The organism is Streptococcus oralis (assembly GCF_001075875.1).
GTDB classification, from domain to species: Bacteria; Bacillota; Bacilli; order Lactobacillales; family Streptococcaceae; genus Streptococcus; species Streptococcus oralis_I.
In genome coordinates this window covers 1-25,308 of record NZ_JUOS01000014.1, presented here as the reverse complement: position 1 = coordinate 25,308, position 25,308 = coordinate 1, and the positions used below count along the sequence as shown (strand labels likewise).

The 25,308-nt window shown below is 40.6% G+C and carries 25 protein-coding genes; 24 read left to right on the top strand and 1 reads right to left on the bottom strand.

Annotation, left to right across the window (positions count from 1 at the left end; genetic code table 11):
• The first annotated feature begins 227 nt into the window (after nt 1-227).
• The 9 genes from ADM33_RS00835 (at nt 228) to ADM33_RS00795 (ending at nt 12,338) form a co-directional block, all read left to right on the top strand.
• Nucleotides 228-719, top strand: coding sequence for a hypothetical protein (locus ADM33_RS00835; protein WP_049502763.1), 492 nt, complete (start codon nt 228-230; stop codon nt 717-719).
• A 67-nt stretch (nt 720-786) separates the two neighbouring features.
• Nucleotides 787-1,263: a DUF2975 domain-containing protein gene (locus ADM33_RS00830; RefSeq protein WP_049502762.1), complete on the top strand. Its 477-nt coding sequence runs from the start codon at nt 787-789 to the stop codon at nt 1,261-1,263.
• A 17-nt stretch (nt 1,264-1,280) separates the two neighbouring features.
• Nucleotides 1,281-1,484 (top strand): helix-turn-helix domain-containing protein, encoded by a 204-nt coding sequence (locus ADM33_RS00825; RefSeq protein WP_004252288.1) that lies wholly within the window; start codon nt 1,281-1,283, stop codon nt 1,482-1,484.
• Between the two features lie 150 nt (nt 1,485-1,634).
• Entirely contained in the window at nt 1,635-6,950 is a 5,316-nt protein-coding gene (locus ADM33_RS00820) for an SIALI-17 repeat-containing surface protein (protein ID WP_065429203.1), read from the top strand.
• A 133-nt stretch (nt 6,951-7,083) separates the two neighbouring features.
• Nucleotides 7,084-8,805: an aminodeoxychorismate synthase component I gene (gene pabB / locus ADM33_RS00815; protein ID WP_049502761.1), complete on the top strand. Its 1,722-nt coding sequence runs from the start codon at nt 7,084-7,086 to the stop codon at nt 8,803-8,805.
• The gene (locus ADM33_RS00810; protein ID WP_049502760.1) at nt 8,806-9,429 is read left to right on the top strand and encodes an alpha/beta fold hydrolase; all 624 of its coding nucleotides are present in this window, start codon (nt 8,806-8,808) and stop codon (nt 9,427-9,429) included.
• A 43-nt stretch (nt 9,430-9,472) separates the two neighbouring features.
• Nucleotides 9,473-10,333 (top strand): excalibur calcium-binding domain-containing protein, encoded by an 861-nt coding sequence (locus ADM33_RS00805; RefSeq protein ID WP_001042202.1) that lies wholly within the window; start codon nt 9,473-9,475, stop codon nt 10,331-10,333.
• Nucleotides 10,334-10,437: 104 nt separating this feature from the next.
• Nucleotides 10,438-11,397: an ROK family glucokinase gene (locus tag ADM33_RS00800; protein WP_049502759.1), complete on the top strand. Its 960-nt coding sequence runs from the start codon at nt 10,438-10,440 to the stop codon at nt 11,395-11,397.
• A gap of 101 nt (nt 11,398-11,498) precedes the next feature.
• Nucleotides 11,499-12,338, top strand: a complete 840-nt coding sequence (locus ADM33_RS00795) for a thymidylate synthase (RefSeq protein WP_049502758.1) — start codon at nt 11,499-11,501, stop codon at nt 12,336-12,338.
• Nucleotides 12,339-12,454: 116 nt separating this feature from the next.
• Here the strand turns inward: ADM33_RS00795 and ADM33_RS00790 are convergent, their stop codons facing one another.
• Entirely contained in the window at nt 12,455-12,625 is a 171-nt protein-coding gene (locus ADM33_RS00790; protein ID WP_001051776.1) for a DUF3042 family protein, read from the bottom strand.
• Nucleotides 12,626-12,745: 120 nt separating this feature from the next.
• Between ADM33_RS00790 and miaA the strand changes: the two genes are divergently transcribed.
• The 15 genes from miaA (at nt 12,746) to ADM33_RS00715 (ending at nt 25,088) form a co-directional block, all read left to right on the top strand.
• Nucleotides 12,746-13,630 (top strand): tRNA (adenosine(37)-N6)-dimethylallyltransferase MiaA, encoded by an 885-nt coding sequence (miaA, locus tag ADM33_RS00785; RefSeq protein ID WP_049502757.1) that lies wholly within the window; start codon nt 12,746-12,748, stop codon nt 13,628-13,630.
• Entirely contained in the window at nt 13,623-14,861 is a 1,239-nt protein-coding gene (hflX, locus tag ADM33_RS00780; protein WP_049502756.1) for a GTPase HflX, read from the top strand. Before miaA ends, hflX begins: the two co-directional genes overlap by 8 nt.
• A complete protein-coding gene (locus tag ADM33_RS00775; RefSeq protein WP_049502755.1) occupies nt 14,854-15,477 on the top strand; it encodes a cystathionine beta-lyase in 624 nt (207 codons plus the stop codon). Before hflX ends, ADM33_RS00775 begins: the two co-directional genes overlap by 8 nt.
• 14 nt (nt 15,478-15,491) lie before the next feature.
• Nucleotides 15,492-16,421: a ribonuclease Z gene (rnz, locus tag ADM33_RS00770; protein ID WP_049502754.1), complete on the top strand. Its 930-nt coding sequence runs from the start codon at nt 15,492-15,494 to the stop codon at nt 16,419-16,421.
• Between the two features lie 20 nt (nt 16,422-16,441).
• Complete coding sequence (locus ADM33_RS00765; RefSeq protein WP_049502753.1) at nt 16,442-17,197, top strand: SDR family NAD(P)-dependent oxidoreductase; 756 nt, start codon at nt 16,442-16,444, stop codon at nt 17,195-17,197.
• 202 nt (nt 17,198-17,399) lie between these two features.
• Nucleotides 17,400-17,969 (top strand): hypothetical protein, encoded by a 570-nt coding sequence (locus ADM33_RS00760; RefSeq protein ID WP_049502752.1) that lies wholly within the window; start codon nt 17,400-17,402, stop codon nt 17,967-17,969.
• 18 nt (nt 17,970-17,987) lie between these two features.
• Entirely contained in the window at nt 17,988-18,425 is a 438-nt protein-coding gene (locus tag ADM33_RS00755) for a hypothetical protein (RefSeq protein ID WP_049502751.1), read from the top strand.
• A 2-nt stretch (nt 18,426-18,427) separates the two neighbouring features.
• Nucleotides 18,428-19,492: an ankyrin repeat domain-containing protein gene (locus ADM33_RS00750; RefSeq protein WP_049502750.1), complete on the top strand. Its 1,065-nt coding sequence runs from the start codon at nt 18,428-18,430 to the stop codon at nt 19,490-19,492.
• Between the two features lie 44 nt (nt 19,493-19,536).
• The gene (locus ADM33_RS00745; protein WP_049502749.1) at nt 19,537-20,124 is read left to right on the top strand and encodes an SMI1/KNR4 family protein; all 588 of its coding nucleotides are present in this window, start codon (nt 19,537-19,539) and stop codon (nt 20,122-20,124) included.
• On the top strand, nt 20,121-20,870 hold the full coding sequence (locus tag ADM33_RS00740; RefSeq protein WP_049502748.1) for a hypothetical protein: 750 nt from the start codon (nt 20,121-20,123) through the stop codon (nt 20,868-20,870). The genes ADM33_RS00745 and ADM33_RS00740 overlap by 4 nt, the downstream gene beginning before the upstream one ends.
• A gap of 18 nt (nt 20,871-20,888) precedes the next feature.
• Nucleotides 20,889-21,845: a hypothetical protein gene (locus tag ADM33_RS00735; protein WP_049502747.1), complete on the top strand. Its 957-nt coding sequence runs from the start codon at nt 20,889-20,891 to the stop codon at nt 21,843-21,845.
• 153 nt (nt 21,846-21,998) lie between these two features.
• Nucleotides 21,999-22,328, top strand: coding sequence for a hypothetical protein (locus ADM33_RS00730; protein WP_001230569.1), 330 nt, complete (start codon nt 21,999-22,001; stop codon nt 22,326-22,328).
• Between the two features lie 6 nt (nt 22,329-22,334).
• Entirely contained in the window at nt 22,335-22,529 is a 195-nt protein-coding gene (locus ADM33_RS00725; protein WP_000794365.1) for a helix-turn-helix transcriptional regulator, read from the top strand.
• A gap of 238 nt (nt 22,530-22,767) precedes the next feature.
• Nucleotides 22,768-24,516: a glycoside hydrolase family 13 protein gene (locus tag ADM33_RS00720; RefSeq protein WP_049502746.1), complete on the top strand. Its 1,749-nt coding sequence runs from the start codon at nt 22,768-22,770 to the stop codon at nt 24,514-24,516.
• A gap of 14 nt (nt 24,517-24,530) precedes the next feature.
• Nucleotides 24,531-25,088, top strand: a complete 558-nt coding sequence (locus ADM33_RS00715) for an SMI1/KNR4 family protein (RefSeq protein ID WP_049502745.1) — start codon at nt 24,531-24,533, stop codon at nt 25,086-25,088.
• The last annotated feature ends 220 nt before the right edge of the window (nt 25,089-25,308 follow it).

The window sequence follows — 25,308 nt, the reverse complement described above, 5'->3', positions numbered from 1 at the left end:
ATTTTTTTAGAAGTGTTGACTTTAATATTTGAAGTCTAATTTCCCTTAAATAAAAATATTTTTAAATAAAAGAAAAAAATTATCAAAAAACGATAAAAAAGTGTTGCATTTCAAAAAAATTATGCTATACTAGATATATCGAAAAACGATAATAAGTTTTCGAGTAGTAACAAAAAGAGCTCATTTGTTGCTAAAACTAAAAATATTTTATAAAAGAGGAAATCATCATGAAAAAAACTACATCAACTAAAATCGTAAACTTTACTAAATCACTTGTTACATTAGGCTCTAATTTCGGAATCTTTACCCTCAGTTTCCTTAGTATCGCTTCTTTAGTTCTTCTCCTTGGTCAATTTGATATCAGCCAACTAATGCCTGAAGGTGGGGAGGTAACAAGGTCAGGCTACGAAGCGTGGGGAGGAGTTAATGCCTTTGTTTTAACCTTTGTTGCTGGTAATACACTTCTGACTTATGGCCTTATCAAATTAAAACAGTTTGCTAAGAACTTTAAAGAAAGTGATCTTTTTGAAAATACAACCATTTCATTCTTGAAAAAGGGTGCAGTTTTAATGACTGTAGTAGGAGCAATCCAAGGTATTACAGAACTTATTTTGAATCCTGCCCACATCATTTTTAACTTCTCGATTGCAGCATTTTTGTTTCTTGCTAGCTTAGTTCTTGCTTCTATCAAGAATCAATTTTCAAATAAAGTAGCATAAGACATGCACGTAAAACTTACTAATATTGTATAATATAGTAGAGATTAGAAATGAGGTTTTGAAATTAATGTCTAAGAAAAATTCCTACTTACCATTTGCTTTAGGTTTTATTAATATCCTACTTTTTATCTTGGGAGTATCTTTAGTTATATCTATTCTTCTAACTGTTTTCAATGTAACTGAGATTAACCTCTTTAACCTTGGAACTATTTCCTTAAAACCTGATATGGTGAATACTTCAATACTAGTGAGTGCTTTGTCCTTTATCAATAGCTTTATCATTCTGTTTGTACTATTCTGTGTTAGACAGTTCTTCCAAAATATCATTAATGAACAGATTTTTACAGTTCATAATGTCAAACTTGCTAATCGTATTTCTCTATCACTTTTTCTTGCTTCATTTCTTGGAGATGGGATTTTGACACTCAATGGTTACTCATTTCTGAATATAACTTTCATGGTTACTGCTCTCGTTGTTTGGACAATTGGAAAAATCCTTGAAAAAGCAAACGAAATTGCAGAAGAAAATGAGTTTACAATTTAGAGAAAGGAGAATATACCGTGATTGTCATTAATCTAGATGTCGAATTAGCCAAGAAAAAAATGCGTTCAGGAGATTTAGCAGAACGTGTAGGTATTACTCCCGCAAATCTTTCAATACTGAAAACAGGTAAGGCCAAAGCTATACGTTTTTCAACGCTAGAAGCCATTTGTAAAGAACTTGGGTGCCAACCTGGGGATATATTGGAATATGTGCCAGACTAAAAAGTGGTTCAGCATGAGCTGAACCTTTTTTTATTCAAAAAATGATCAATTTGTCTATAAAAAATTTTGTAAAAAAATCAATAAAATATTATAATAAGATTACGAAAACGGAGCAAAGGAGATGTCTTTAAGGACAAGAACAAAGCTGATATGGAAGATAGAAAAAAGCTACAAAAATTTGCCATTCGCAAACTGAGCATGGGAGTGGGCTCAGTATTGATTGGACTTGCCTTCATTGGAGGAACACTTGAACCAAAACTGGTTCAGGCTGATGAAACCAAGCAAGTTTCTTTTCACTATTTAGCAGAATCGGAGTTGACAGCTGCTGAACGTGAACTCATTCACCATGAATTACCACAAGATCTTAGTCAAGAGAGCTATTATCTAGTCTATCGTAAGCAGGGACAAGCCGTCTTACCTCAAACAGGATCCGTCACCTTCCCCTTGGCTGGTCTTGGTCTTCTGACGGCTAGTTTGGTGGTTTTCCTATTTTCTAGGAAAAAGCCTTCTAAGATAGTTGGAGTGTTATTGATTGCTTCTGTGGGTAAGAGTTTATTACTACCTTATCAAGTATTTGCTTTTGAACACAAGGACTTACTAGCTTATGATCAGACTAAAACCCTTGTGTCTGCAGATGGTTTAACTCAAGGAATTATTGACATTAAAGGCTATGACTATGTCGGTTATTTATTAGAGACGGATTTAAGAGGAACAGGCCAAGATATAACATCTAGTGAGAGTCCAGAAATTCCTGCAAAACCAGTAAATCAAGCAGCCATTCATGAAATTTCCGAATTCACAGGCGGTGTATCAGGCGAATCCTTAGTTGAACCACCTAAACCATCATTTGAGGGTGGTGTTAATGGCCCAGGAGCAGTAGCTGAATCCTTGCCAGAGTATACACCAGAATTGAGTAGTCAAAGTGGCGTCCCAGAAGTCCACGACAAAGCAGACTTTACAGGTGGCGTATCAGGCGAATCCTTGGTTGAGCCAACAAAACCAACATTTGAAGGTGGAGTCAATGGCCCAGATGCAGTAGCTGAATCCTTACCAGAGTATACACCGGAATTTAGCAGTCAAAGTGGCCTTCCAGAAGTCCATGACAAACCAGAATTCACAGGTGGCGTATCAGGCGAATCCTTAGTCGAGCCAACAAAACCAACATTTGAAGGTGGTGTTAATGGCCTGGGTGCAGTGTCCGAAGCCTTACCAGAGTATGAAGGTGGTGCAGTTCCAGTTGAAACTTTGAAACAGGAACTCTCCGAGTTTACAGGTAGCGTTAATGGTGAACCGCTTGTTGAACCTGTCCGACCTAGCTATGAAGGTGGTGTTAATGGCCAAGGAGCAGTAGCTGAAGCCTTGCCAGATTATAAAGGTGGTGCAGTTCCAGTTGACACACTGAAACAGGAACGTCCTGAATTCACAGGTGGCATTAATGGTGAACCGCTTGTTGAGCCTGCCCGACCTAGCTATGAAGGCGGAGTTAATGGCCTGGGTGCAGTGTCCGAAGCCTTACCAGAGTATGCACCAGAATTGAGTAGTCAAAGTGGCGTGCCAGAAGTCCATGACAAATCAGAGTTCACAGGCGGTGTATCAGGCGAATCTTTAGTTGAGCCGTCTAAACCAATATTTGAAGGTGGCGTTAATGGTCCGGGTACAGTAGCTGAAAGCCTACCAGATTATGAAGGAGGCGCAGTCCCAGTTGACACTCTGAAACAGGAACATCCTGAGTTCACAGGCGGTGTATCAGGCGAATCCTTAGTTGAGCCAACAAAACCATCATTTGAGGATGGCGTCAATGGCCTTGGAGCAGTAGCTGAAACCTTACCAGAGTATACACTCGACTTTAGCAGTCAAAGTGGCCTTCCAGAAGTCCATGACAAACCAGAGTTCACAGGCGGTATATCAGGCGAATCTTTAGTTGAGCCGTCTAAACCAATATTTGAAGGTGGTGTTAATGGTCCGGGTACAGTAGCTGAAGCTTTGCCAGATTATGAAGGAGGAGCAGTTCCAGTTGAAACCTTGAAACAGGAACTCTCTATCTATAGTGGTGGCGTGAATGCCACTGAAGCGCTCGTTCAAGATGCAAACCCGACTCTACATGTTGAAGTTCGAAAAGAGTTGATTCCTAAACAAACTAGGGAAAAGATTGATCCAGAAATGCTTGTCGGTGAAACAAGAATCGAGCAAGTCGGTCAAGATGGTGAGAAAGAGATTGTTACCAGCTATGAGGAAAAAGATGGGAAACGTATTTCAGAGCCGAAAGAAACAACACGGATTTTAACAGAAGCTAAAGATCAGATTATCGTCCGTGGTAGTAAGAAAAAGGTAGAGATAAAACCTGTACCAGTCCTAACTCTTTCTACTATTACTGGAAATTCGATGGGCCGTTCAGCTCGCTTAAGCTATAACTTGGACAAGGCAGATGGCGTTACCGTTTCAAAAATCAGTGCCACTATTAAAGCCAAGGGGCTAGAGGAACAGACTCTGGACTTGACGAGTGATCAACTGGAAGCAACAGTTGATAATCTAAAACTTTATACGGATTACACCATATCTACAAGGATGGTCTACAATCGTGGTAAGGGTGAGGAGAGCACTCTGCTTGAGGACAAGAAGTTTCGTTTAGAACTTAAAAAGCTGGAAATAAAAGATATTAAGGAAACAAGCCTTGTTAAGGTTGAAAATGGCAAAGAGTCTGTGATTCAGCACTTGACAGAAGTGCCAAGAAACTTGGAAGACTATTATCTCAAGATTAATTCAGAGGACCATAAGACCAGCCGTTTAGCCATCAAGTCAATCCAAACTGAGAGAATTGATGGAAAAGAATATTATAAGGTGAATGCTGAAGCAACTGACTTGATTCAACGTAATGCTCAGAAAACCTTTGAAGAAGGCTATAGCTACTACCTGGCTAAGTCGAAAACTGAATCACCTGCTATTGCAAATGGAAAAGAATACACTTATCAGGATATTCAAGATTATGATAGCCGCCATGATCAAGCCTATCGCAACCTTGAAAAATTACAGCCTTTCTACAATAAAGAATGGATCGTTAATCAAGGCAACAAGCTAGATCTTGATCACAATCTAGCCAAGAAAGAGGTAGCCTCTGTTATTGCCATGAAGGGACAAGACTTTGTGACGGACCTGTCAGTGGCAGATCATATCATGGTTCATTATGCAGACAAGACCAAGGATGTGTTTGCAATCACCTCGCAAAATTCTGGCTTAACTGCTGTTAAGGAATATAAGATTGCCGACTTGGATGTGCTTTATACTCCAGATATACTGGTTAAGGACCGTTCAGCCCTAGCCAAGGAGCTAACATCTATCCTGAAAACGGTGGACTTACAGTCTGAAGGGGTCTATCGAATCCTAGATGATCAAACCACTAGCCTTGATAAGAAGGTTGAGGCTGTGAAGAATTGGTATCTAGAAGAAAGCCTTGCAGAGGTCAAAGCGCAGCTAGGAAGCCTGATTGATAAGTTACTTACCAATCTAGACTACCAGTGGAATGATTCACCTGCTAGCATGGCTGCCTTGAAGAAAAAAGTTCAGGACAATCAATCAGCTATCATGCTGGGACTTGCTTATCTTAATCGCTATTACGGTATCCGATTTGCGGATTACAATCTGAAAGAACTCATGCTCTTTAAACCAGATTTTTATGGGCAAAATGTGGATATCTTGGATCGATTGATTGAACTTGGTTCAAGAGAGAACAACCTAAAAGGCGACCAGACTCATGAAACCTTTGCCAGAGTCCTAGCCAAGGACACAAAATCTGAAGATTTACATGCCTTCTTAGACTACAACAGACAGTTATTGACGACTGACAAAGATATGAATGACTGGTTTGTGAATGCCACCAAGGGCCATGTGTACATAGCAGAGCGAGCTTCGAAGAATCAAGAAATTGCAAATCGGAAGCATCGGGCTTATGACAATCTTAATAACTGGTTGCATCGCAATATGATTCTGCCTTTGTTGAATGTCAAGAAGGCACAGATGTTCCTGATTTCCAACTACAATACCATTACTTTCGGATCAGCTGATAAATCTGGCAAAACCATAGACCAGATGAAAGCTGACATTGATCTAGTAGCGGACCGTCAGTTGACTTACTTGGACTTCTGGTATCGACTTGCCGCTGATGATGTCAAAGACCGTATGGTTAAGAGCGACTTTAATGTAGCGACACCAGTTTGGGAAGGCTATCGCGTTGATGGACGTGGCTGGGTAGAGCGTTATGGACATACCAGTGGTATGGTAGATTATGCGCCAATTCGTGAAGTATTTGGACCAGCAGGTCGCTACTATAAGGACAATAAGCTAGGAGCCTATGCCTCTATCTATCCTAATATCAATGCCAGAGATGCTGTTCACTTTGTAGAAATAGATATGATGAGTGAGTATGGTTTGTCTGTCTACACCCATGAGACAACTCACGTCAACGATCGTATTGTCTATCTGGGTGGCTACAAACATCGTGAAGGAACCTATGTAGAAGCCTATGCTCAGGGCATGCTCCAGTCGCCAGCTGAGGAAGGCCATCAGGGTGAATATGGCGCTCTCGGGCTCAACATGGCATACATGCGACCAAATGATGGGGACCAATGGTACGATCCTGATCCGACCAAGTTGCAAACACGCCAGCAGATTGACCACTACATGAAAGGTTATAACGAGGCCTTGATGCTTCTAGATTATCTGGAAGGAGAACGAGTTCTCGCTAAGAATGATCTGGCTTTGAAGAAGGCCTGGTTCAGCAAGATGACCAAGCAAATGCGCTATCAGGATCAGGATAATAAACTCCTTGCTCCTAACCAGTGGGACTATGTCCGTCCATTGACAGATGAGGAAGCCAAGACTCAGCTAAATTCTGTGGATGATTTAATCAAAAATAACATCATCACCAACAGGCATTATCAGGGAACTTACCGACCAGAAGAACTCAAGACAGCTTATGTCAATGTCAAGATGGTAGATGCTATCTACGGCGGTAATACAAGTCAGGGAGCTCCAGGAGCCATCTCCTTCAAGCATAATGCCTTCCGTATGTGGGGTTATTATGGCTACGAAAATGGTTTCCTAGGCTATGCTTCTAATAAATACAAGGATGAGGCCTTAAGCGAGGGACGTGACACCCTTGGGGATGATTTCATTATCCAGAAGGTTTCGAAAGGCAAGTTCCAGAACTTGGAAGAATGGAAGAAGGCCTGGTTTGATGACATTATTGCCAAGGCAAAACGAGGAATCCATAGTTTTGAAATTGATGGTCAGCAAATTGATTCTTATGAGAAATTGCAAGACTTGTTTGACCAAGCAGTAGAAACGGATTACCGAAACTTCAAGTATGGAGGCTCAGTTGCCAACTATACAGTAGCTCTGAAGAAAAAAGTCTTCCAAAAACTATTGCAGGTCACAGATGCCTTTTCATCTGAACTCTTTCCTAAAGGATAGATAAAAAGTCGGAGTGATAAAAGAGAATGCTATGTTCAGGTTTTCTTAGAAAGTGATATCTACTTTATCATTCTCAAAGAATAAAATTGCCAGATCTCCTGTTGGGGTCTGGCTTTTATGGTATACTTAGGATATGCATAGAAAAACAGTGATTGATTTTAGGGCTTTGGGCGAGAGATACACCTTTACCCAGCCTATCAAAGAGTTAAAAACCAGAGATTTAGCAGAAGTGACAGACTTGTTAGTTCAAGTGGAAAGCTACCAAGAACAGGGCTATTATGTGGTGGGTTATGTCAGCTATGAGGCTGCGCCAGCTTTTGAGGAGAAGTTGGTGGTTCACGAGGGTCCCTTGTTAGGAGAGTATCTCCTCTATTTCACTATTCATGACAGCGTTGAAAAATCTAGCATTCCTCTGACTTATGAGGAGGTGGATTTGCCTTCAAATTGGCAGGAAGTAACATCTGCAGAGGACTATGAAAAGGCCATTGCTCAGATTCACCATCATTTACGACAGGGCGATACTTATCAGGTCAATTATACGGTTCAACTCAAGCAGGAGTTGTCTGCTAATCCTTTTGCTATCTACAATCGTATGGTGGTAGAGCAGGAAGCAGGTTACAATGCCTATGTTGAACATGACGACATGGCAGTAATTTCCATGAGTCCAGAACTCTTTTTTGAACAAAATGATCGTGAATTGACAACTCGTCCTATGAAGGGGACGACTAAACGTGGTCTGACTGATGCAGAAGACTTGAAAGAGGCCGCTTGGTTGGAGCAAGATCCCAAAAATCGTTCAGAAAATATGATGATAGTGGACCTCTTGCGCAATGATATGAATCGTCTGTCTGAGGTGGGAAGTGAGCATGTGGAACGTTTATGTCAGGTGGAACAGTATTCTACAGTTTGGCAGATGACTTCGACCATCAAGAGTCAGTTACGACCAGATATTGACCTAGTAGAAATTTTCCGTTCACTCTTTCCATGTGGCTCCATTACAGGAGCTCCCAAGATAGCGACTATGGAAATTATCAAGGACTTGGAGCCCCAATCTAGAGGAGTTTATTGTGGGACGATTGGTATCTTGCTTCCCAATGGACGACGGATTTTCAATGTGGCTATTCGAACCATTCAACTGCATCGAGAGCAAGCCATCTATGGAGTCGGTGGAGGTATCACTTGGGATAGCACTTGGGAGTCAGAATATCGTGAAGTCCAGCAAAAGGCAGCTGTTCTTTATCGCAAACAGCCTCGTTTTCAATTGATTACGACAGGAAAAATCAGCCAGAAAACCTTGCTCTTTGAAAAGCAACATCTAGAAAGATTACAAAAGGCTAGTCGTTACTTTACCTTTCCATTTGAAGAAGCTGGTTTGATAGAAGCAATAGAGAAGGAGTGTCAAGCTTGTGATTTTCATCAAGACTACCGTTTGCGAATCAGTCTCAATAAGTCTGGAAAAATAGAAATTGATCGACAAGTATTGACACCACTTAGTTATAGCTTCTGTCAGGCTAAACTTTGTCTGCAAGAAGCTGATTTGCAGCAGGCCTTTACCTACTTTAAGACGACACACCGACCACATTTGACAATGGGAGAGCAGGAAATCATCTATTACACTGTTGATGGAAAATTGCTTGAAACCTCTATTGGCAATCTGGTCTTAAAAATGGATGGTAAGCTCTATACACCTCCTAGTCAGCTAGGTCTTTTACCAGGGATTTATCGTCAACACTTGCTTGAAAGCGGAGAGGTAGAAGAGAAAATATTGACTATTTCTGATTTGGAACTGGCAGAAGCCATCTATGGCTGTAATGCAGTCAGGGGCTTGTATGAATTGTCAGTAAAGGAGAACTAATTGAAATTAATATTTTTACACGGTTTGGGACAGTCAGCAGATAGTTGGAAAGAAGTTCAGGATTTGCTGGCAGATTATCCCTCTGAAGCCCTGGACTTATTTCCTTCAGGAGTTGGGACCTACCAAGAAGCCAAGGAACGCATTTATCAGCACTTATCAAAGGAAACAGAACCTTTTGTCTTAGTTGGCTTATCTTTAGGGGCTGCACTTGCATTGGAGCTTTCAAGTTTTGAGATACCAAATCTTCAGGCCTTGGTTTTGTCAGGATGTCCACTGAAATTAGCAGGTAATATTCCTTTTTACATTCAGTTGCTGATATTCAAATTGCTTCCTAAGAGGATATATGAGAAGCAGGGGGCAGATAAGGCTCTTATGGTTGGAGTTTCTGAGGAATTAAAAACACTTGATTTAAGAGAGATTGCAAAGAATTGTCCCTACCCAAGCTTGTTGATCTGTGGTAGTCAGGATAAGCCAAACCTCAGTTCAATGAAAAGTATTCATGAACTGATGCCAGATTCCCAGTTTGAGATTATCCCTGACGGCCCTCATGTCCTGAATAGGGCAAAACCAAAAGAGTTTGCAGAATTAACCAGAAGTTTTCTTGAATTGCTGAAACAAGTTTGATAAAATAATATTGAGATTGATATTATAATTTTAGGAGAAAATCATGAATAAACGTCATCTATTAAAACTAGGCCTAGTTTCTTTACCTGTCCTTGCTCTGTTTTTACATCCTGTTGTTGCAGATGAAAGTATCCATTTTTCAAGCTGTAAGGAAGCTTGGGAGAATGGTTATGCAGATATTCATAAGGGAGAACCAGGTTATTCTGCTACCCTGGATAAGGATCATGATGGGATTGCTTGTGAATCGAAGAATGCGCCTCAGGGAGTTTTAAAAGAGAAAAAGACGAGTGCATCTCAAGCTAACAACAATGTAGCACCAAATAGTGCAACACCAAATAGTGCAGTATCTGCTCCTAGTGTAGCAGCTGAAAGTGGCTGGGTTCGTCAGAATGGATCTTGGTACTATTTTTCTGAAAATGGGAAACCAGTAACAAATACTTGGCAGGGTGCTTACTATCTCAAGTCAGATGGAAGAATGGCTGAAAATGAGTGGGTATACGATAACTATTACCAAGCCTGGTATTACCTCAAATCAGATGGATCTTATGCACGCAATACTTGGCAAGGAAGTTATTACCTCAAATCAGATGGTAAAATGGCTCAGGGTGAATGGATTTATGATTCTTACTACAAAGCCTGGTATTACCTCAAATCAGATGGATCTTATGCGCATAATACTTGGCAAGGTGCTTACTACCTTAAGTCAAATGGTAAAATGGCTCAGAGTGAGTGGGTCTATGACTCTTCCTACCAAGCCTGGTATTACTTGAAATCAGATGGATCTTATGCTCGCAATGCATGGCAAGGAAACTACTATTTGAAATCGGATGGTAAAATGGCAAAAAATGAGCGAGTAGATGGTGGGCGCTACTATGTAGATGCCTCTGGTTTGTGGAAACCATAGAATAGAAAAAAATTCTGGAAAGTTAATGCAAACCTTTGCACTGATGGTCAGATTTTGTTATACTAGTACTGTAAGCATTTTCAATTAAGGATAAGGAGAAGACGATGAGTCAAAAGATTATTGGGATTGACCTTGGTGGAACTTCTATCAAGTTCGCTATTTTAACGCAAGAAGGAGAAATCCAAGAAAAATGGTCTATCAAGACTAACATTTTGGATGAAGGAAGTCATATCGTAGACGATATGATTGAATCGATTCAACATCGTTTGGGCTTGCTTGGATTGTCTGCTGAAGATTTCCGTGGAATTGGTATGGGATCACCTGGTGTGGTTGACCGTGAAAAAGGGACTGTTATCGGTGCCTATAACCTCAACTGGAAAACTCTTCAACCAATCAAAGAAAAAATGGAAAAAGCCTTGGGTATTCCATTCTTCATTGACAACGACGCCAACGTGGCAGCTCTTGGTGAGCGTTGGATGGGTGCTGGTGAAAACCAACCAGACGTTGTCTTTATGACACTTGGTACAGGTGTTGGTGGCGGTATCGTAGCAGAAGGTAAATTACTCCACGGTGTTGCTGGTGCTGCAGGTGAACTTGGACATATCACAGTTGACTTTGACCAACCAATCGCATGTACGTGTGGTAAAAAAGGCTGTCTTGAGACAGTAGCTTCAGCAACAGGGATTGTCAACTTGACTCGTCGTTATGCAGATGAATACGAAGGCGATGCAGAGTTGAAACGTTTGATTGATGACGGAGAAGAAGTAACAGCTAAAACTGTCTTTGATTTGGCAAAAGAAGGGGACGACCTTGCTTTGATCGTTTACCGTAACTTCTCACGTTACTTGGGTATTGCATGTGCCAACATCGGTTCAATCCTTAACCCATCAACAATTGTTATCGGTGGAGGGGTATCAGCTGCAGGAGACTTCCTTCTCCAAGGCGTGCAAAAGATTTATGATGAAAATACCTTCCCACAAGTTCGTACAACCACTAAGCTGGCTCTTGCCACTCTAGGAAATGACGCTGGAGTTATCGGAGCAGCATCACTTGTATTGCAATAAATAAACATAAAAAGGAGAAAATTGCTTTCCGTAAGCGAGTGATTTTCCTCCTTTCTTTTTTTATGCTATACTAGTTAAGACAATAATTGAGGTGAGAGTAAATGACAAAAGCAGACACGATTTTTAAAGAAAATATCGAGCGAATTCTCAATGAAGGAGTCTTTTCAGAACAAGCTCGTCCCAAGTATAAGGATGGAACAGTAGCTAACTCCAAGTACATCACAGGGGCTTTTGCGGAGTACGATTTGTCTAAGGGGGAATTTCCCATCACGACCTTGCGCCCCATCGCAATCAAATCAGCCATCAAGGAAGTACTTTGGATCTACCAAGACCAGACCAATAGTTTGGAAGTACTCAATGACAAGTACAATGTTCACTACTGGAATGATTGGGAAGTGGGAGATACAGGGACAATCGGCGAACGTTATGGGGCTGTTGTTAAGAAGCATGACATCATTAACAAGATTCTCAAACAGTTAGAAGCCAATCCTTGGAACCGTCGCAATATCATCTCACTTTGGGATTATCAGGCCTTTGAGGAGACAGATGGTCTTCTTCCATGTGCCTTCCAGACCATGTTTGATGTCCGTCGAGTAGATGGGGACATCTATCTAGATGCGACCTTGACCCAGCGCTCTAATGACATGCTGGTGGCTCATCATATCAATGCTATGCAGTATGTGGCTCTTCAGATGATGATTGCTAAACACTTTGGTTGGAAAGTTGGGAAATTCTTCTACTTTATCAATAACCTTCACATTTATGACAATCAATTTGAACAAGCTCAGGAATTGCTTCGTCGTGAGCCTTCAAATTGCCAACCACGTTTGGTCTTGAATGTACCAGACAAGACCAACTTCTTTGATATTAAAGCAGAGGATTTTGAGCTGGTTGATTATGATCCAGTCAAGCCACAGTTGAAGTTTGACTTGGCAATTTAATACTCTCTGAAAATCTCTTCAAACCACGCTAGATTCCTAGTTTCCTATTTGGTTTTTATTGAGTATAAAAGAATAGAAAAAAGAAGTTGAGAAAAAATCTCAACTTCTTTTGTTGCTTAGTGTGATACGCGACGACGCGCTGCTTTCTTACGATTTTCTTCGATGAAAGCTGCTTTTTGTTCTTCTGGTTCGATCACTTTCTTTTTAACTGCGTATACTGCACCTGCAACTGCAGCGACAGTTCCTGCAATACCTGTTACAAGACCTTTAGCGAATCCTTTAGCCATGAGTATTCCTCCTTTAACTTATAAATCAGCCAGCTACCTCAAGAGGTCGCATTTTTCTGACTGACCTTTTTGTGATATAATAATAGTAACGAAAAAATGGGAATTTTTCAAGGAAAAAAGATGAAAACAAAAATAATTGTGATTGTTGGACCGACTGCAGTTGGAAAGACAGCTCTAGCCATTGAAGTTGCTAAGCATTTTAATGGTGAAGTAGTTAGTGGAGATAGCCAACAAGTCTATCGAGGACTAGATATTGGGACAGCCAAGGCTAGTCCAGAGGAGCAGGCAAGTGTTCCTCATCATTTGATTGATGTGAGAGAAGTAACCGAGTCTTACTCGGCTTTTGATTTTGTTTCAGAAGCTAAGACGGCCATTGAGGATATTCAAAGTCGAGGTAAGCTCGCTATTATTGCAGGTGGGACAGGACTTTATATCCAGAGTCTGCTAGAAGGCTATCATCTAGGTGGAGAGACACCTCATGAGGAGATTTTAGCTTATCGTGCTAGTCTAGATCCTTTTTCAGATGAGGAGTTAGCCCATCTGGTTGATCAAGCAGGCCTTGAAATTCCCCAGTTTAATCGTCGTCGTGCTATGCGTGCCTTGGAAATTGCCCATTTTGGTCAGGATTTGGAAAATCAAGAGACCTTGTATGAACCGCTGATTATCTGCTTGGACGATGAACGTAGTCAGCTTTATGAGCGTATCAATCACAGAGTGGACCTGATGTTTGAAGCTGGACTTCTAGACGAAGCCAAATGGCTGTTTGACCATTATCCAGATGTTCAAGCTGCTAAAGGAATTGGTTACAAGGAACTCTTTCCTTATTTTCGAGGAGAGCAGTCCTTGGAAGAAGCTCGTGACAGTCTCAAACAGGCGACACGCCGTTTTGCCAAGCGCCAGCTAACCTGGTTCCGTAATCGCATGCAGGTAACCTTTTATCAGATAGGAGAATCTGGTGTAAAAGACCGTATTTTAAACCAGATTGAGGAGTTTTTAAATGATTGAAACGGAGAAAAAAGAGGAGCGAGTCCTGCTGATTGGTGTTGAACTTCAGGGCATGGATAATTTTGACCTCTCCATGGAAGAACTGGCTAGTCTGGCTAAGACGGCTGGTGCAGTCGTAGTCGATAGCTACAGACAAAAACGTGAAAAATACGACTCCAAGACCTTCGTCGGTTCTGGTAAGTTGGAAGAGATTGCTCAAATGGTGGATGCAGAAGAAATCACAACTGTCATTGTCAACAACCGTCTGACGCCTCGCCAAAATGTCAATTTAGAAGAAGTTCTAGGGGTCAAGGTCATTGACCGCATGCAGTTGATTTTGGATATCTTTGCCATGCGGGCTCGCAGCCATGAAGGGAAGCTCCAAGTTCATCTAGCTCAGCTCAAATACCTCTTGCCTCGTTTGGTTGGTCAGGGGATTATGCTCAGCCGTCAGGCAGGGGGCATTGGTTCCCGTGGTCCAGGTGAAAGTCAGTTGGAGCTCAATCGTCGTAGTGTTCGTAACCAAATCACAGATATCGAGCGTCAGCTCAAAGTCGTTGAGAAAAATCGGGCGACAGTTCGAGAAAAACGTTTGGAGTCAAGTACCTTTAAGATTGGTTTGATTGGCTACACCAATGCTGGAAAGTCAACTATCATGAATACCTTGACTAGCAAGACTCAGTATGAGGCAGATGAGCTCTTTGCGACTCTGGATGCGACAACTAAAAGCATTCATCTGGGGGGCAATCTTCAGGTTACCTTGACCGACACCGTTGGATTTATTCAAGATTTGCCGACAGAGTTGGTGTCTAGTTTCAAGTCGACCTTGGAAGAAAGCAAGCATGTAGATCTTCTGGTTCATGTTATTGATGCCAGCAATCCTTACCACGAGGAACATGAAAAAACAGTTCTGTCTATCATGAAAGACTTGGACATGGAGGATATTCCTCGCCTAACCCTTTATAATAAAGCGGATTTGGTGGAAGATTTCACGCCTACTCAAACGCCTTATGCATTGATTTCTGCCAAGTCTAAAGATAGTCGCGAACAGTTACAGGCTTTATTGCTAGATAAGATCAAGGAAATTTTTGAACCCTTTACTTTGCGCGTGCCTTTTTCTAAGGCTTACAAGATTCATGATTTAGAAAGTGTTGCTATCCTAGAAGAACGTGACTACCAAGATGATGGAGAAGTCATCACAGGCTTCATTGCTGAGAAAAACAAATGGAGATTAGAAGAATTTTATGACTGATATCAAATCATTAGCTCTCAAGTATGGTGGCTATACAAGTCTAGACAAGGTTTATCTGGATCAGCTTTTAGCTGGTAGGTCTGAAGAGGAGCAACTAGCTCTCATTACCCCTCCACCTAGCGTGGTTAATGCCTACTTTGCAGAACTCTACCAGAAAAAAAGTCCTCAAGCTGCGACCGATTATTTTGCTGAAGTCAGCCAGGAACTGAACCTCTACAATGCTGAGCCAAGTTTCACTGAAGAAAGCAAACCCTTTATTCGTCTGAACCTGTCGGGTAAATCCTTTGGATTTTGCTATGAGAGAGAAGGCCTTGGTCGGGTTTTCTCAGAAGCTGAGGAAACAATCACAGCTGACTTGCTCTTTGAAATCGCTCAAATCTTTCCTCATCAACTCGTCTTTGAGGAGTCTGGAAAAATTTACATGAAGGCAATCGGAGACGAGGAAGTTGTTAGCGTGGAAAATCTTACAGCTTTGACAGATTTGGAAAGCTTGGCAGATGGTCGCAAGCGTCTCAAAGGTTATAGTCAAGAGGATTTGCTTCAAGAGTCTAAAGCCTATACTGGTAAGCTTTATTATCGCTCAGAAAACCGCACCGCTATGTTATATATTGATTAATTAGAAAGTATCGAATGGATATTCAATTTTTAGGAACGGGGGCTGGTCAGCCCTCTAAAGCCCGCAACGTTTCAAGCCTTGCCCTGAAACTCTTGGACGAGATTAACGAAGTCTGGCTCTTTGACTGTGGAGAAGGAACGCAAAATCGCATTCTGGAAACTACAATTCGACCACGCAAGGTCAGCAAAATCTTTATTACCCACTTACACGGAGACCATATCTTTGGTTTGCCAGGTTTTCTCTCTAGTCGTGCTTTTCAGGCTAATGAAGAGCAGACAGATTTGGAAATCTATGGTCCCCAAGGTATCAAGTCTTTTGTTTTGACTAGTCTACGTGTGTCTGGATCACGTTTGCCCTACAAGATTCATTTCCATGAATTTGACCAAGATTCTCTTGGGAAAATCCTTGAAACGGATAAGTTTACCGTTTATGCAGAAGAGTTGGATCATACTATTTTCTGTGTTGGTTATCGTGTCATGCAAAAGGACCTAGACGGGACCTTGGATGCTGAGAAACTCAAGGCTGCTGGTGTACCTTTTGGACCACTCTTTGGAAAAATCAAAAACGGTCAGGATGTCATCCTAGAAGACGGTACCGAGATCAAGGCAGCAGACTATATCTCAGCACCGCGACCTGGTAAGATTATCACTATTTTGGGAGATACTCGAAAAACAGATGCTAGTGTGCGTCTTGCCGTCAATGCCGATGTCCTTGTCCATGAGTCGACTTATGGCAAGGGAGACGAAAAGATTGCTCGTAATCACGGTCATTCAACCAATATGCAGGCTGCGCAGGTTGCAACAGAAGCAGGAGCCAAACGCCTTTTGCTCAACCATATCAGTGCTCGTTTTCTTTCAAAAGACATTAGCCAGCTCAAGAAAGATGCGGCAACGATTTTTGAAAATGTCCATGTGGTTAAAGACCTAGAAGAAGTGGAAATCTAGGATCTCGAGAAAGGATAAATATGTCTACTATTCTCATTACGGGTGCTAGTGGTGGTCTAGCCCAAGAAATGGTCAAACTCTTGCCCAATGATCAATTGATTTTGCTGGGTAGAAATAAGGAAAAATTAGCTCAACTATACGGAAATCATCCATATGCAGAATTGGTCGAGATTGATATTACCGATGCTCAAGCCTTAGAAGAACTAGTAGCTGAACTTTACCAGCGTTATGGCAAGATTGATGTTTTGATTAATAACGCAGGATATGGGATTTTTGAGGATTTCGATAAGATTTCTAATCAAGATATTCATCAAATGTTTGAGGTTAATACCTTTGCCTTGATGAATCTGTCTCGTTTGATTGCTTCTCGTATGAAGGAGACACGAAAAGGACATGTCATCAATATCGTCAGTATGGCAGGTTTGATAGCTACTGGCAAGTCCAGTCTTTACTCAGCGACTAAGTTTGCGGCTATTGGTTTTTCAAATGCTTTGCGTCTCGAACTTATGCCTTACGGTGTTTATGTAACGACGGTTAATCCAGGCCCAATCCGTACAGGATTTTTTGACCAGGCTGATCCAGACGGCAGTTATCTCAAATCGGTTGACCGTTTCCTACTCGAGCCAGATGCAGTAGCTAGAAAGATTGTCAAAATCATAGGAAAAAACAAACGGGAACTCAATCTTCCAATCTTGCTCAATCTAGCCCATAAGTTTTACACCCTCTTTCCCAAGTTAGCAGATAAGTTAGCTGGGGGAGTCTTTAATTATAAGTGAGAAAGCTGTTCCCTTGAGGAATGGCTTTTTACTTTAATTAGGAGGAGTTGTACATCAAAAATAATCCTTGAACATACTGGTAGTTTATCTCTATTTGATAGTTTTGGAGTATAATTGAGATAAGAACCTTCATTAGATAAATGAAGTCCCAAACCAGCTAGCTTAACCTAGATAATGCCCTATGTATAGTCGGAGGTTGACAATGGAATTATTGACAATTGACCAAATCATTTCCCTTACCCAAGAAGAGACACAAGGGCTGGACCCTGAGATAAGAGAAGGGATTGTCCTGAATAAAACAGATTTGCCAGTGTCCGAATTGGATCGTTTGAAAAGTCAACTTCAAATCCAAGATTTGGATCCGATTTTTAGGAAGTATATTCTGGCCTATAACTGGGGGCAGATAGGTTTTTTAAGTTACCAGTTTGGATATGGGGACGGCACTAGTCTGACTTGGTTGATCAAACGCAATTTGGAATACCATGATTATTCAACTCTACAAGAAAGCAGCTTGATCATCATTGCAAATGGAGATCCCTACACTATTTTGCTGGATTGTAAATCTGGGGCGGTCTATGCTGTTGATGCAGAGATGACCTATGATGAAAAAATATGGCTGTCACCAGATTTTCTAGCATTTGTTAGAGCCATGGGAACGGCTCAATCTGCAGTTTGGACAGGTTGTGAAAGTAACTTCATCCACTTGATGACTAGAAAAGACCATGCGTCCAGTTTGATATTCTGGCAGAGTCTGGTCGGATTTTATGATTGAAAATAGAAGGAGCAGGTCATGGAATTTATAGTAGCTGAGGAAGGAATTCCTCAAAATATCGGATGTCAGGGAGCCTTGATTGCCTATTATGGCAGTGAGATAGAATTTCATTATGAAACTGTGCCACCGCACGGTGATGAGATTTTTTCTGCCAAGTTGCCCTTGTTAGAACTTGAATTACCCTTTTGGATCTATGGGAGAAATCTCATATTTTTAGACGCTTACTACCTTTTAGCTGAAACTGTTAAGAAAGGAACGTGGAATCCCATAACGAGTATACTCATCAACATTCATATGGGGAAATACGCCAGCCTAGACCACTGGTACAATAATATATCTATTGAGCAAGACGGTCTTGAGTTGAAAAATGATTATGATGGACAAGTCCTGACTTTGAAAACTGTTGACAATCTTCATTGGCTTGCCCTAGATGCTGTAGCAGAAGAAAGGAACTAAAGATGGCAAAGAAAAGAGTAACATTACCCAAGGATTTTAATGAACTACTAACTGAAGGCAATATTGACCAATTAAAGGCTGTGTATGACAAGTGTGAGTTAACTGCCCATAACGGGAGATATAGTTTAAGTACGGCTCTGCATTTTGGTGGTGTTCCTGATGAGCTGGTTATATGGCTTGTCGAACAGGGCTTAGATATCAATACCCCTGATTATTATGGAGCGACTCCTTTGTATCGTCAGGCAACCATGGGGAGAGATACTGTAAAACTCTTGCTTGAATTGGGAGCAGATATTGAAAAAAGCAATACTTATGGGAATACACCTCTGCATATGGCAGCTGAGTTTTTTCATCCTAAGACCGTTGCGCTTCTTTTAGAAAAGGGAGCAAATGTCAACTCTAAAAATGATAGGGGACAGACTCCCCTAGACTCCGTTCTCACTGTCTGTCGGGGAATCTATATTGCCCAAACAGCTGAAATCGCCACAATGCTGCTGGATGCTGGTGCTAAGAAAACACCAGCCATGAAAGAAAAGGTCGAAAATATCGGTAAGGATTTTGAGTTTCATAGAGAAGGGATCAATCCCGACTATCTAGAAGCAGCAGATAAAGGTTTAGCCAAACTGTATCGTTTGTTTGATGTCAAGCCAGTAGCCAAGCGAATAAGCCATGATGGAGTTTCTCCGATTTTCGTAAAAGAAGGAACTTGGGAGGAGCAATATGAGGAACTTTGGTCTTTCTTAATCCCTTCTAGTGGTGCAGCAAAAACTGTTCAGGGAGAAGTTATCCGTATACCAGGTCGAGTTCGAGATGAACTGGATCGCAATGGTGGGGCCAACTGGGACAGGGACTATAGAAAAATGCTTCAGACTCTCCCTCAATATTTGTCTCTAGGAAATCCCCTTTCAGAACAAGAATTAGCAGAGACTAAAGACCTTATTGCTCAGGTTCATGGGAAAGATTTTGATGACGAGCCTCGCCTAGACCGCCTGTGTCAGCTAGCTATTGCTTGGATTAAGCAAAATCCTGAACCCTTTCTCCTAGCAAAAACAAGTTATAAGCGTTAAAAAGCATTGTCAGACAGATAAAACAAAGAAATCATGGTGAAATGATGCAACTAATTGACAAAGTTAAAAAAATAGAAACTTATATTTGTGAGTATTTTGAAGACTGGGATTTGGATGATCCTGTGGAAGAGGAATACCTAGATGATTATCAGAATATTTCTGGTGCTTCCGAGGAAGAGCTTCAAGCCTTTGAGGAGTTATTTGGTATTCGTCTACCTAGTGACTTCAAAGCGCTTTATTACTACAAAAATGGGAGTAAATACTTCTCTATTTTACCTTGTGTGATTGACCAGAGAGAGCTGACTTTTTCTCTCATGAGTCTGCAGGAAATTGAGACTTGTAAAAAATACTTTCAAAATAGAGATGCTCTGTTAACAGAATTTCCGGACTATTTTTCTAGTCAAGACCTGGAAAATATGCGTGATAGTAGAATAAAGCCCTATCTTTTTAATAAAAAATGGATTCCTTTTGCTCAGTATTGTGACTCTTGTTATCTTATGCTGGATTTTGATCCAGACCGAGAGGGTCAGGAAGGGCAGATTATTTGCTACATCCATGATCCTGATGAAATTATCTATGTAGCAGAAAGTCTTACGGAGTTGATTGAAGGAATAGTGGATGAGATCATATGAACGGACAAATGTATCAGATAGCCTGTATCGTGGTAGCAGCTAGGAAGGCTTTAAAAAGTGGTAAAGAAATATGCTATAAGCCTGAAAAATATACAAATAAGTTGAGCTTTCAAATTTTGCCATCAGAAAATGGGGAAGCCACAGAACGTTCTGTAGCTGATTGGTTTGAAAAACTTAAGGAAAAAGGTTTGAAGGACTTAAAATTATTTTGTCCTATTTCAGTTGAAGACAGAGGCATTTTAGGTTTCTCCAATGCGACACAGAGTTCAATTCTCTGTTTTTATAAAGATGGGAAGGCAAGTTATTTCCTACCAAATTGGGAAGCTGCTTCCGCAGGTAGGGGCTGGGATGTTACCTACACCGAGTATGAATGGGAAAGGTCTTCTCAAGACATTCCCCACTATGAAAATAATATCGAAGAATTTAAGGACATATTGACTCGTATAGAAAATCTAGCAATTAAAATTGAATGTGACAACTTTGCCAAAGTCTTTCACTCTGCTAGAAACTTTTTGCTAGACCCAGAATCTGGTAAAGGACTGGCAGAACCTCAAATTCCACCGCAACATCTAAGCATATTTAGAGCTGCAAGTGCAGCGGATGTTTTTGGAGGAATGGGCTCCTGGAATGATGAACCTGGATGGCTGGCACAAGATAAGGGACTGGGTCAAGTATACGATGAACTTTCGGATCAATTGCTAAAAAATATTAGATCAGCTATTCTATTTGCCATCAACGAGTGGTGATGGATTAGGAGAGAGAAAATGGGGAAGTTAAAGTTAAGTCTATTGAATAAATGGGAACTAGACAAGGACTACAGTATTGTCCTAAGCTCAGCCATGTTACATGATGGTAGAGCCTTTGTCTTGACCAGTGAGAAGGAAGCTTTTAATCGCTACTGTCTGCTTGAAGTATCACCTTTGGGTGTGAAGGAGATAGATGCTTGGTATTGTGACCATGTTTGGGAGGAAGAGCCTATAGTCTTTACAGATGGACAAAATATTGGCATCATCAAGGCTGGCAAGGAAATAGTCTATTATACTGGTGATTTTTCTCATCCAGAAATCATTGCCATAAAGGATCCGCAAAGTATACTTCCTAAAAAGGCACAAGAGAGATATTTTCAAATAGTATCAGATAGCGGCCAGATACCCGTGTGTTTTGAAAATCAAGCTTATACAAATCAGGCAAGAAACTTTGCCCTTTTAGAATTTGATAGAGAGAAAAAGCAGGCGAAGTGGACCACTTATTCGCATATTGATAAAAAAGAGTTAAATCACCACGACACGAGCTCTGATGTTTGTCCTAAAATTGATAGTATGAAATCTTGGAAGCAAGAGCTCTATGCCTTTAGCTCTGGAGAAAGTCAAACCTCTGTCAATAAATGGGGCATGGACTATTATGCTCTTGTTAAAATCTCTAGTGATGGTCGTATTATCGAAAAGTTATTAGAATCTGAACATTTAAAGGCTTTAGGCAAAAAAGCTGGTGTCAATGGACTCTTTACGGATTCGCCTTATCTGATCCTGAGCCCCCTATTTAAGAATGATGATTGGAAGGACAAGCAAAAGCTATTTTCTCTGGCAACAAGAGAATTGTGCGAAATAGCCATGCCTAGAGGAATGAGTAAACATAAGGTTCAAAATATGACAGACAACTATTGTTTAACCTTCCTGTACGACAGAGGATTAAAAGAACTAGCCCTTTGTCGGATTGACTAGGCTGTAAATCGGAGTTAGGAATATTCTTAGAATAGATGAAGAAAATAAAAAAGCCTAATAATGTTAAAACATCTTGACATTTCACCGATTTAGAGTATAATAATAAATGTAAAGAGCTCTTGACATTTATTGACGGATTGGAGGAACAGGACTATGAGAAAAATGGATGAAATGGACAGAGCGATTCAGCTACGTTCTGAGGAATGGGGTTATAAAACGGCTCTATTTGGCTTATGTGGATGGACAGTATTTAATATTTATCAATCTATTACAAAAGGCATTGAACTTGAAATGTTACCATGTTTGATTTTATGTTTATCTATTTCTGTTCAAGGATTTACACAACTTGCAATAAAACAGAAAATGATTGATGGTGATGAAGAGTTTAAAGAACCAAATAAACTTGTTCAAGGAGTAATTTTGATGGTTCTTATCCTTATCGTAGTTTTGGCGATTGGCATTTATTGTTTTCAGAAAGACTAATGCTGTATGAAAAATAATATCAAACAGTTAAGAAAGTCTGAAGGACTACGTCAGGAAGATATGGCAAAAATATTAGGCGTTAGTCGACAAACCATTATAGCTATCGAGAATGACAAGTACAATCCTACACTTGAACTAGCAATGAAAATTGCAAGATTGCTGCGACTACATGTTGAAGAAATTTTCGTTCTAGAGGATTAAAGATATCAGATAGCATTTATTTTAATCATCTGCCCCGTAATGATGAGAGAGTTTTCCGGTTCATGGAAACTCTCTTTTTAAAGCTCAAAAATAGTCTACTCAATTTTACCCTTGTCCATCTATATATCTATCGTAAAACTGGTATAAAAATTGCAAATAAACAGTTAAAATAGTATACTAGAAACATCGATTATGAAAGCGTTTGCGTTTTTGATAGTGATTATTTAGGAGACAAACTATGGAATTAACAGCCATTTATCATAGACCAGAATCAGAGTATGCTTATCTGTACAAAGAAGGTCAGCTACATATCCGAATTAGAACCAAGAAAAATGATGTCCAGCAGGTCATCTTACACTATGGAGATCCCTTTATCTTCATCGAGGATAAGTATGAAGCCAAGAAGGAGATGACCAAAGTAACCTCGGACGCCTTGTTTGATTATTGGCAGGTTACGGTATCTGTTGATTTTGCACGGATTCAGTATCTCTTTGAGCTCCTTGATGAGGAAGGTCAGGGTATTTTCTACGGTGATAAGGGTTGCGTAGAATATACTCAAGAAAACTTGGATGCGGAAGGCAATGGCTTTAAGCTTCCTTATATTCACGAAGTTGACGGTTGCCAAGTTCCTGAATGGGTTTCAAATACCGTTTGGTACCAGATTTTCCCAGAACGCTTTGCCAATGGAAATCCTAATTTGACTCCAGATGGAGCTCGAGAGTGGGATGCTGCCATTGCACCTAACATGGATGATTTTTTTGGTGGAGATTTACAAGGGATTATCGACCATCTAGACTATCTAAAAGATTTGGGAACCACTGGACTTTACCTATGTCCAATTTTTGAAGCAACGACCAATCACAAGTATGATACGACGGATTATTTTGAAATTGACCGTCACTTTGGGGATAAGGAAGTTTTTGCTAATCTAGTCGAGGAAGCCCACAAACGGGGCATCAAGATTATGCTAGATGCTGTTTTCAATCATATCGGCTACCAGTCTGCCCAATGGCAGGATGTTCTAAAAAATGGAGAAAAGTCACCTTATAAAGATTGGTTCCATATTCAAGAATTCCCAATTACAGAGGATAAACTGAAAAACGCGAGAGAACTCCCTTATCATACTTTTGCCTTTGCTAGCTATATGCCTAAGTTAAATACAGCAAATCCTGAAGTCAAAGACTATCTTCTCAGTGTTGCGACCTACTGGATTGATAATTTTGATATCGATGCTTGGCGTTTGGACGTTGCCAATGAAATTGACCACCAGTTCTGGAGAGATTTCAGAAAGGCAGTTCTTGCTAAAAAGCCTGATTTGTATATTTTAGGTGAAATCTGGCATACGTCTCAGCCTTGGCTAAAAGGGGATGAGTTCCATGCTGTTATGAACTATCCGCTCTCCGAAAGTATCAAGGATTATTTCTTGCGCCAGCATAAAAAGACAGAGCAGTTCATTTCAGAAATCAACAGCCAGTCTATGTACTACAAGCAACAAATCTCAGAGGTGATGTTTAACCTTTTAGATTCTCATGATACAGAGCGTATCCTTACAACTGCCAAAGGCAATGTGCAACATGTCAAGGCTGCTTTAACCTTCCTCTACCTTCAAAAAGGGACTCCTTGTATCTATTACGGAACAGAGCTTGCATTAATAGGTGGACCAGATCCTGACTGCCGTCGTGTCATGCCTTGGGACCGTGTGTCTGAAGACAATGACATGCTGATTTTCATGAAGAAATTAATCAAGGTTCGTAAGGAAGTTGCAAGTATGATTCAGGATGGTTCATATAACTTGCAAGAAGTGAAACCAGATGTTCTAGCTTTGAAATGGAGCTACGAAGGAAAAGAAGTTCAGGCAATCTTTAATCAGTCTTCTGAGAATTTTGTTTTAGAAAGAGACTCTGTTGATTTAGCGAGTCATTGCCAGTTTGAAGATGGTCAGCAAGTCATCTTGCCAGATGGATTTGTAGTTACTATTTCTGAGTAAAAAGGATTAAAATAATGGCACTCAAGGAAGTTTATGAGTATTTTCGTCACTATGATAAGGAAACTTATCAGGTTGTCGCCTGCATGGGCAATGAACCATCGGAAGAAGATGTTCAGAATTTTGAAAATCAATACGGCATTCGTCTGCCAGAAGATTTTAGGGAATTCACCATGTCATCTCTGGGAGGTCTCTTTATGGAAGTCAGAGAAGAGCTATGGCCAAGAGCCAAGGCTTACGATGTAGCCCTATTTTGGACCTTCTGTCGAGGTATTAAGGTCTTGGGAATTGCAAATGGCATCCCAGACTTCTTAGACATTCGTCTTAAAACCAAGGAATTACACGCTCTGGGCTTTGTGGATTATATTCCATTTCTGTCTATCATCGGGGATGGAGATGTGATTTTTTGCTTTGATAAGGACAATCATATAGTAGCTCTAGATTGGTATAATAGTGGCGAAACTGAAGAGCTTGAATGTGATTTTTCAGGACTTTTACTCCATCAAATTGCCGAGCTAGAAGAACGTAAAAATGAGATGGTCAAGCTTTTGGACAAGGGGAAATCTAGTCAATAATCTATAAGGAAATATCAGTTTGATAGTCTGTAAAAGAGGTTGGGACAAAAGATCCCGACCTCACTTTTTATTAGCAATCGAACTTTGACGCGGTAGTTGATTGAACTTTTTGTTCGTCTTTTATACTCTTCGAAAATCAAATTCAAACCACGTCAGCGTTGCCTTGCCGTATATATGTTACTGACTTCGTCAGTTCTATCTACAACCTCAAAGCAGTGCT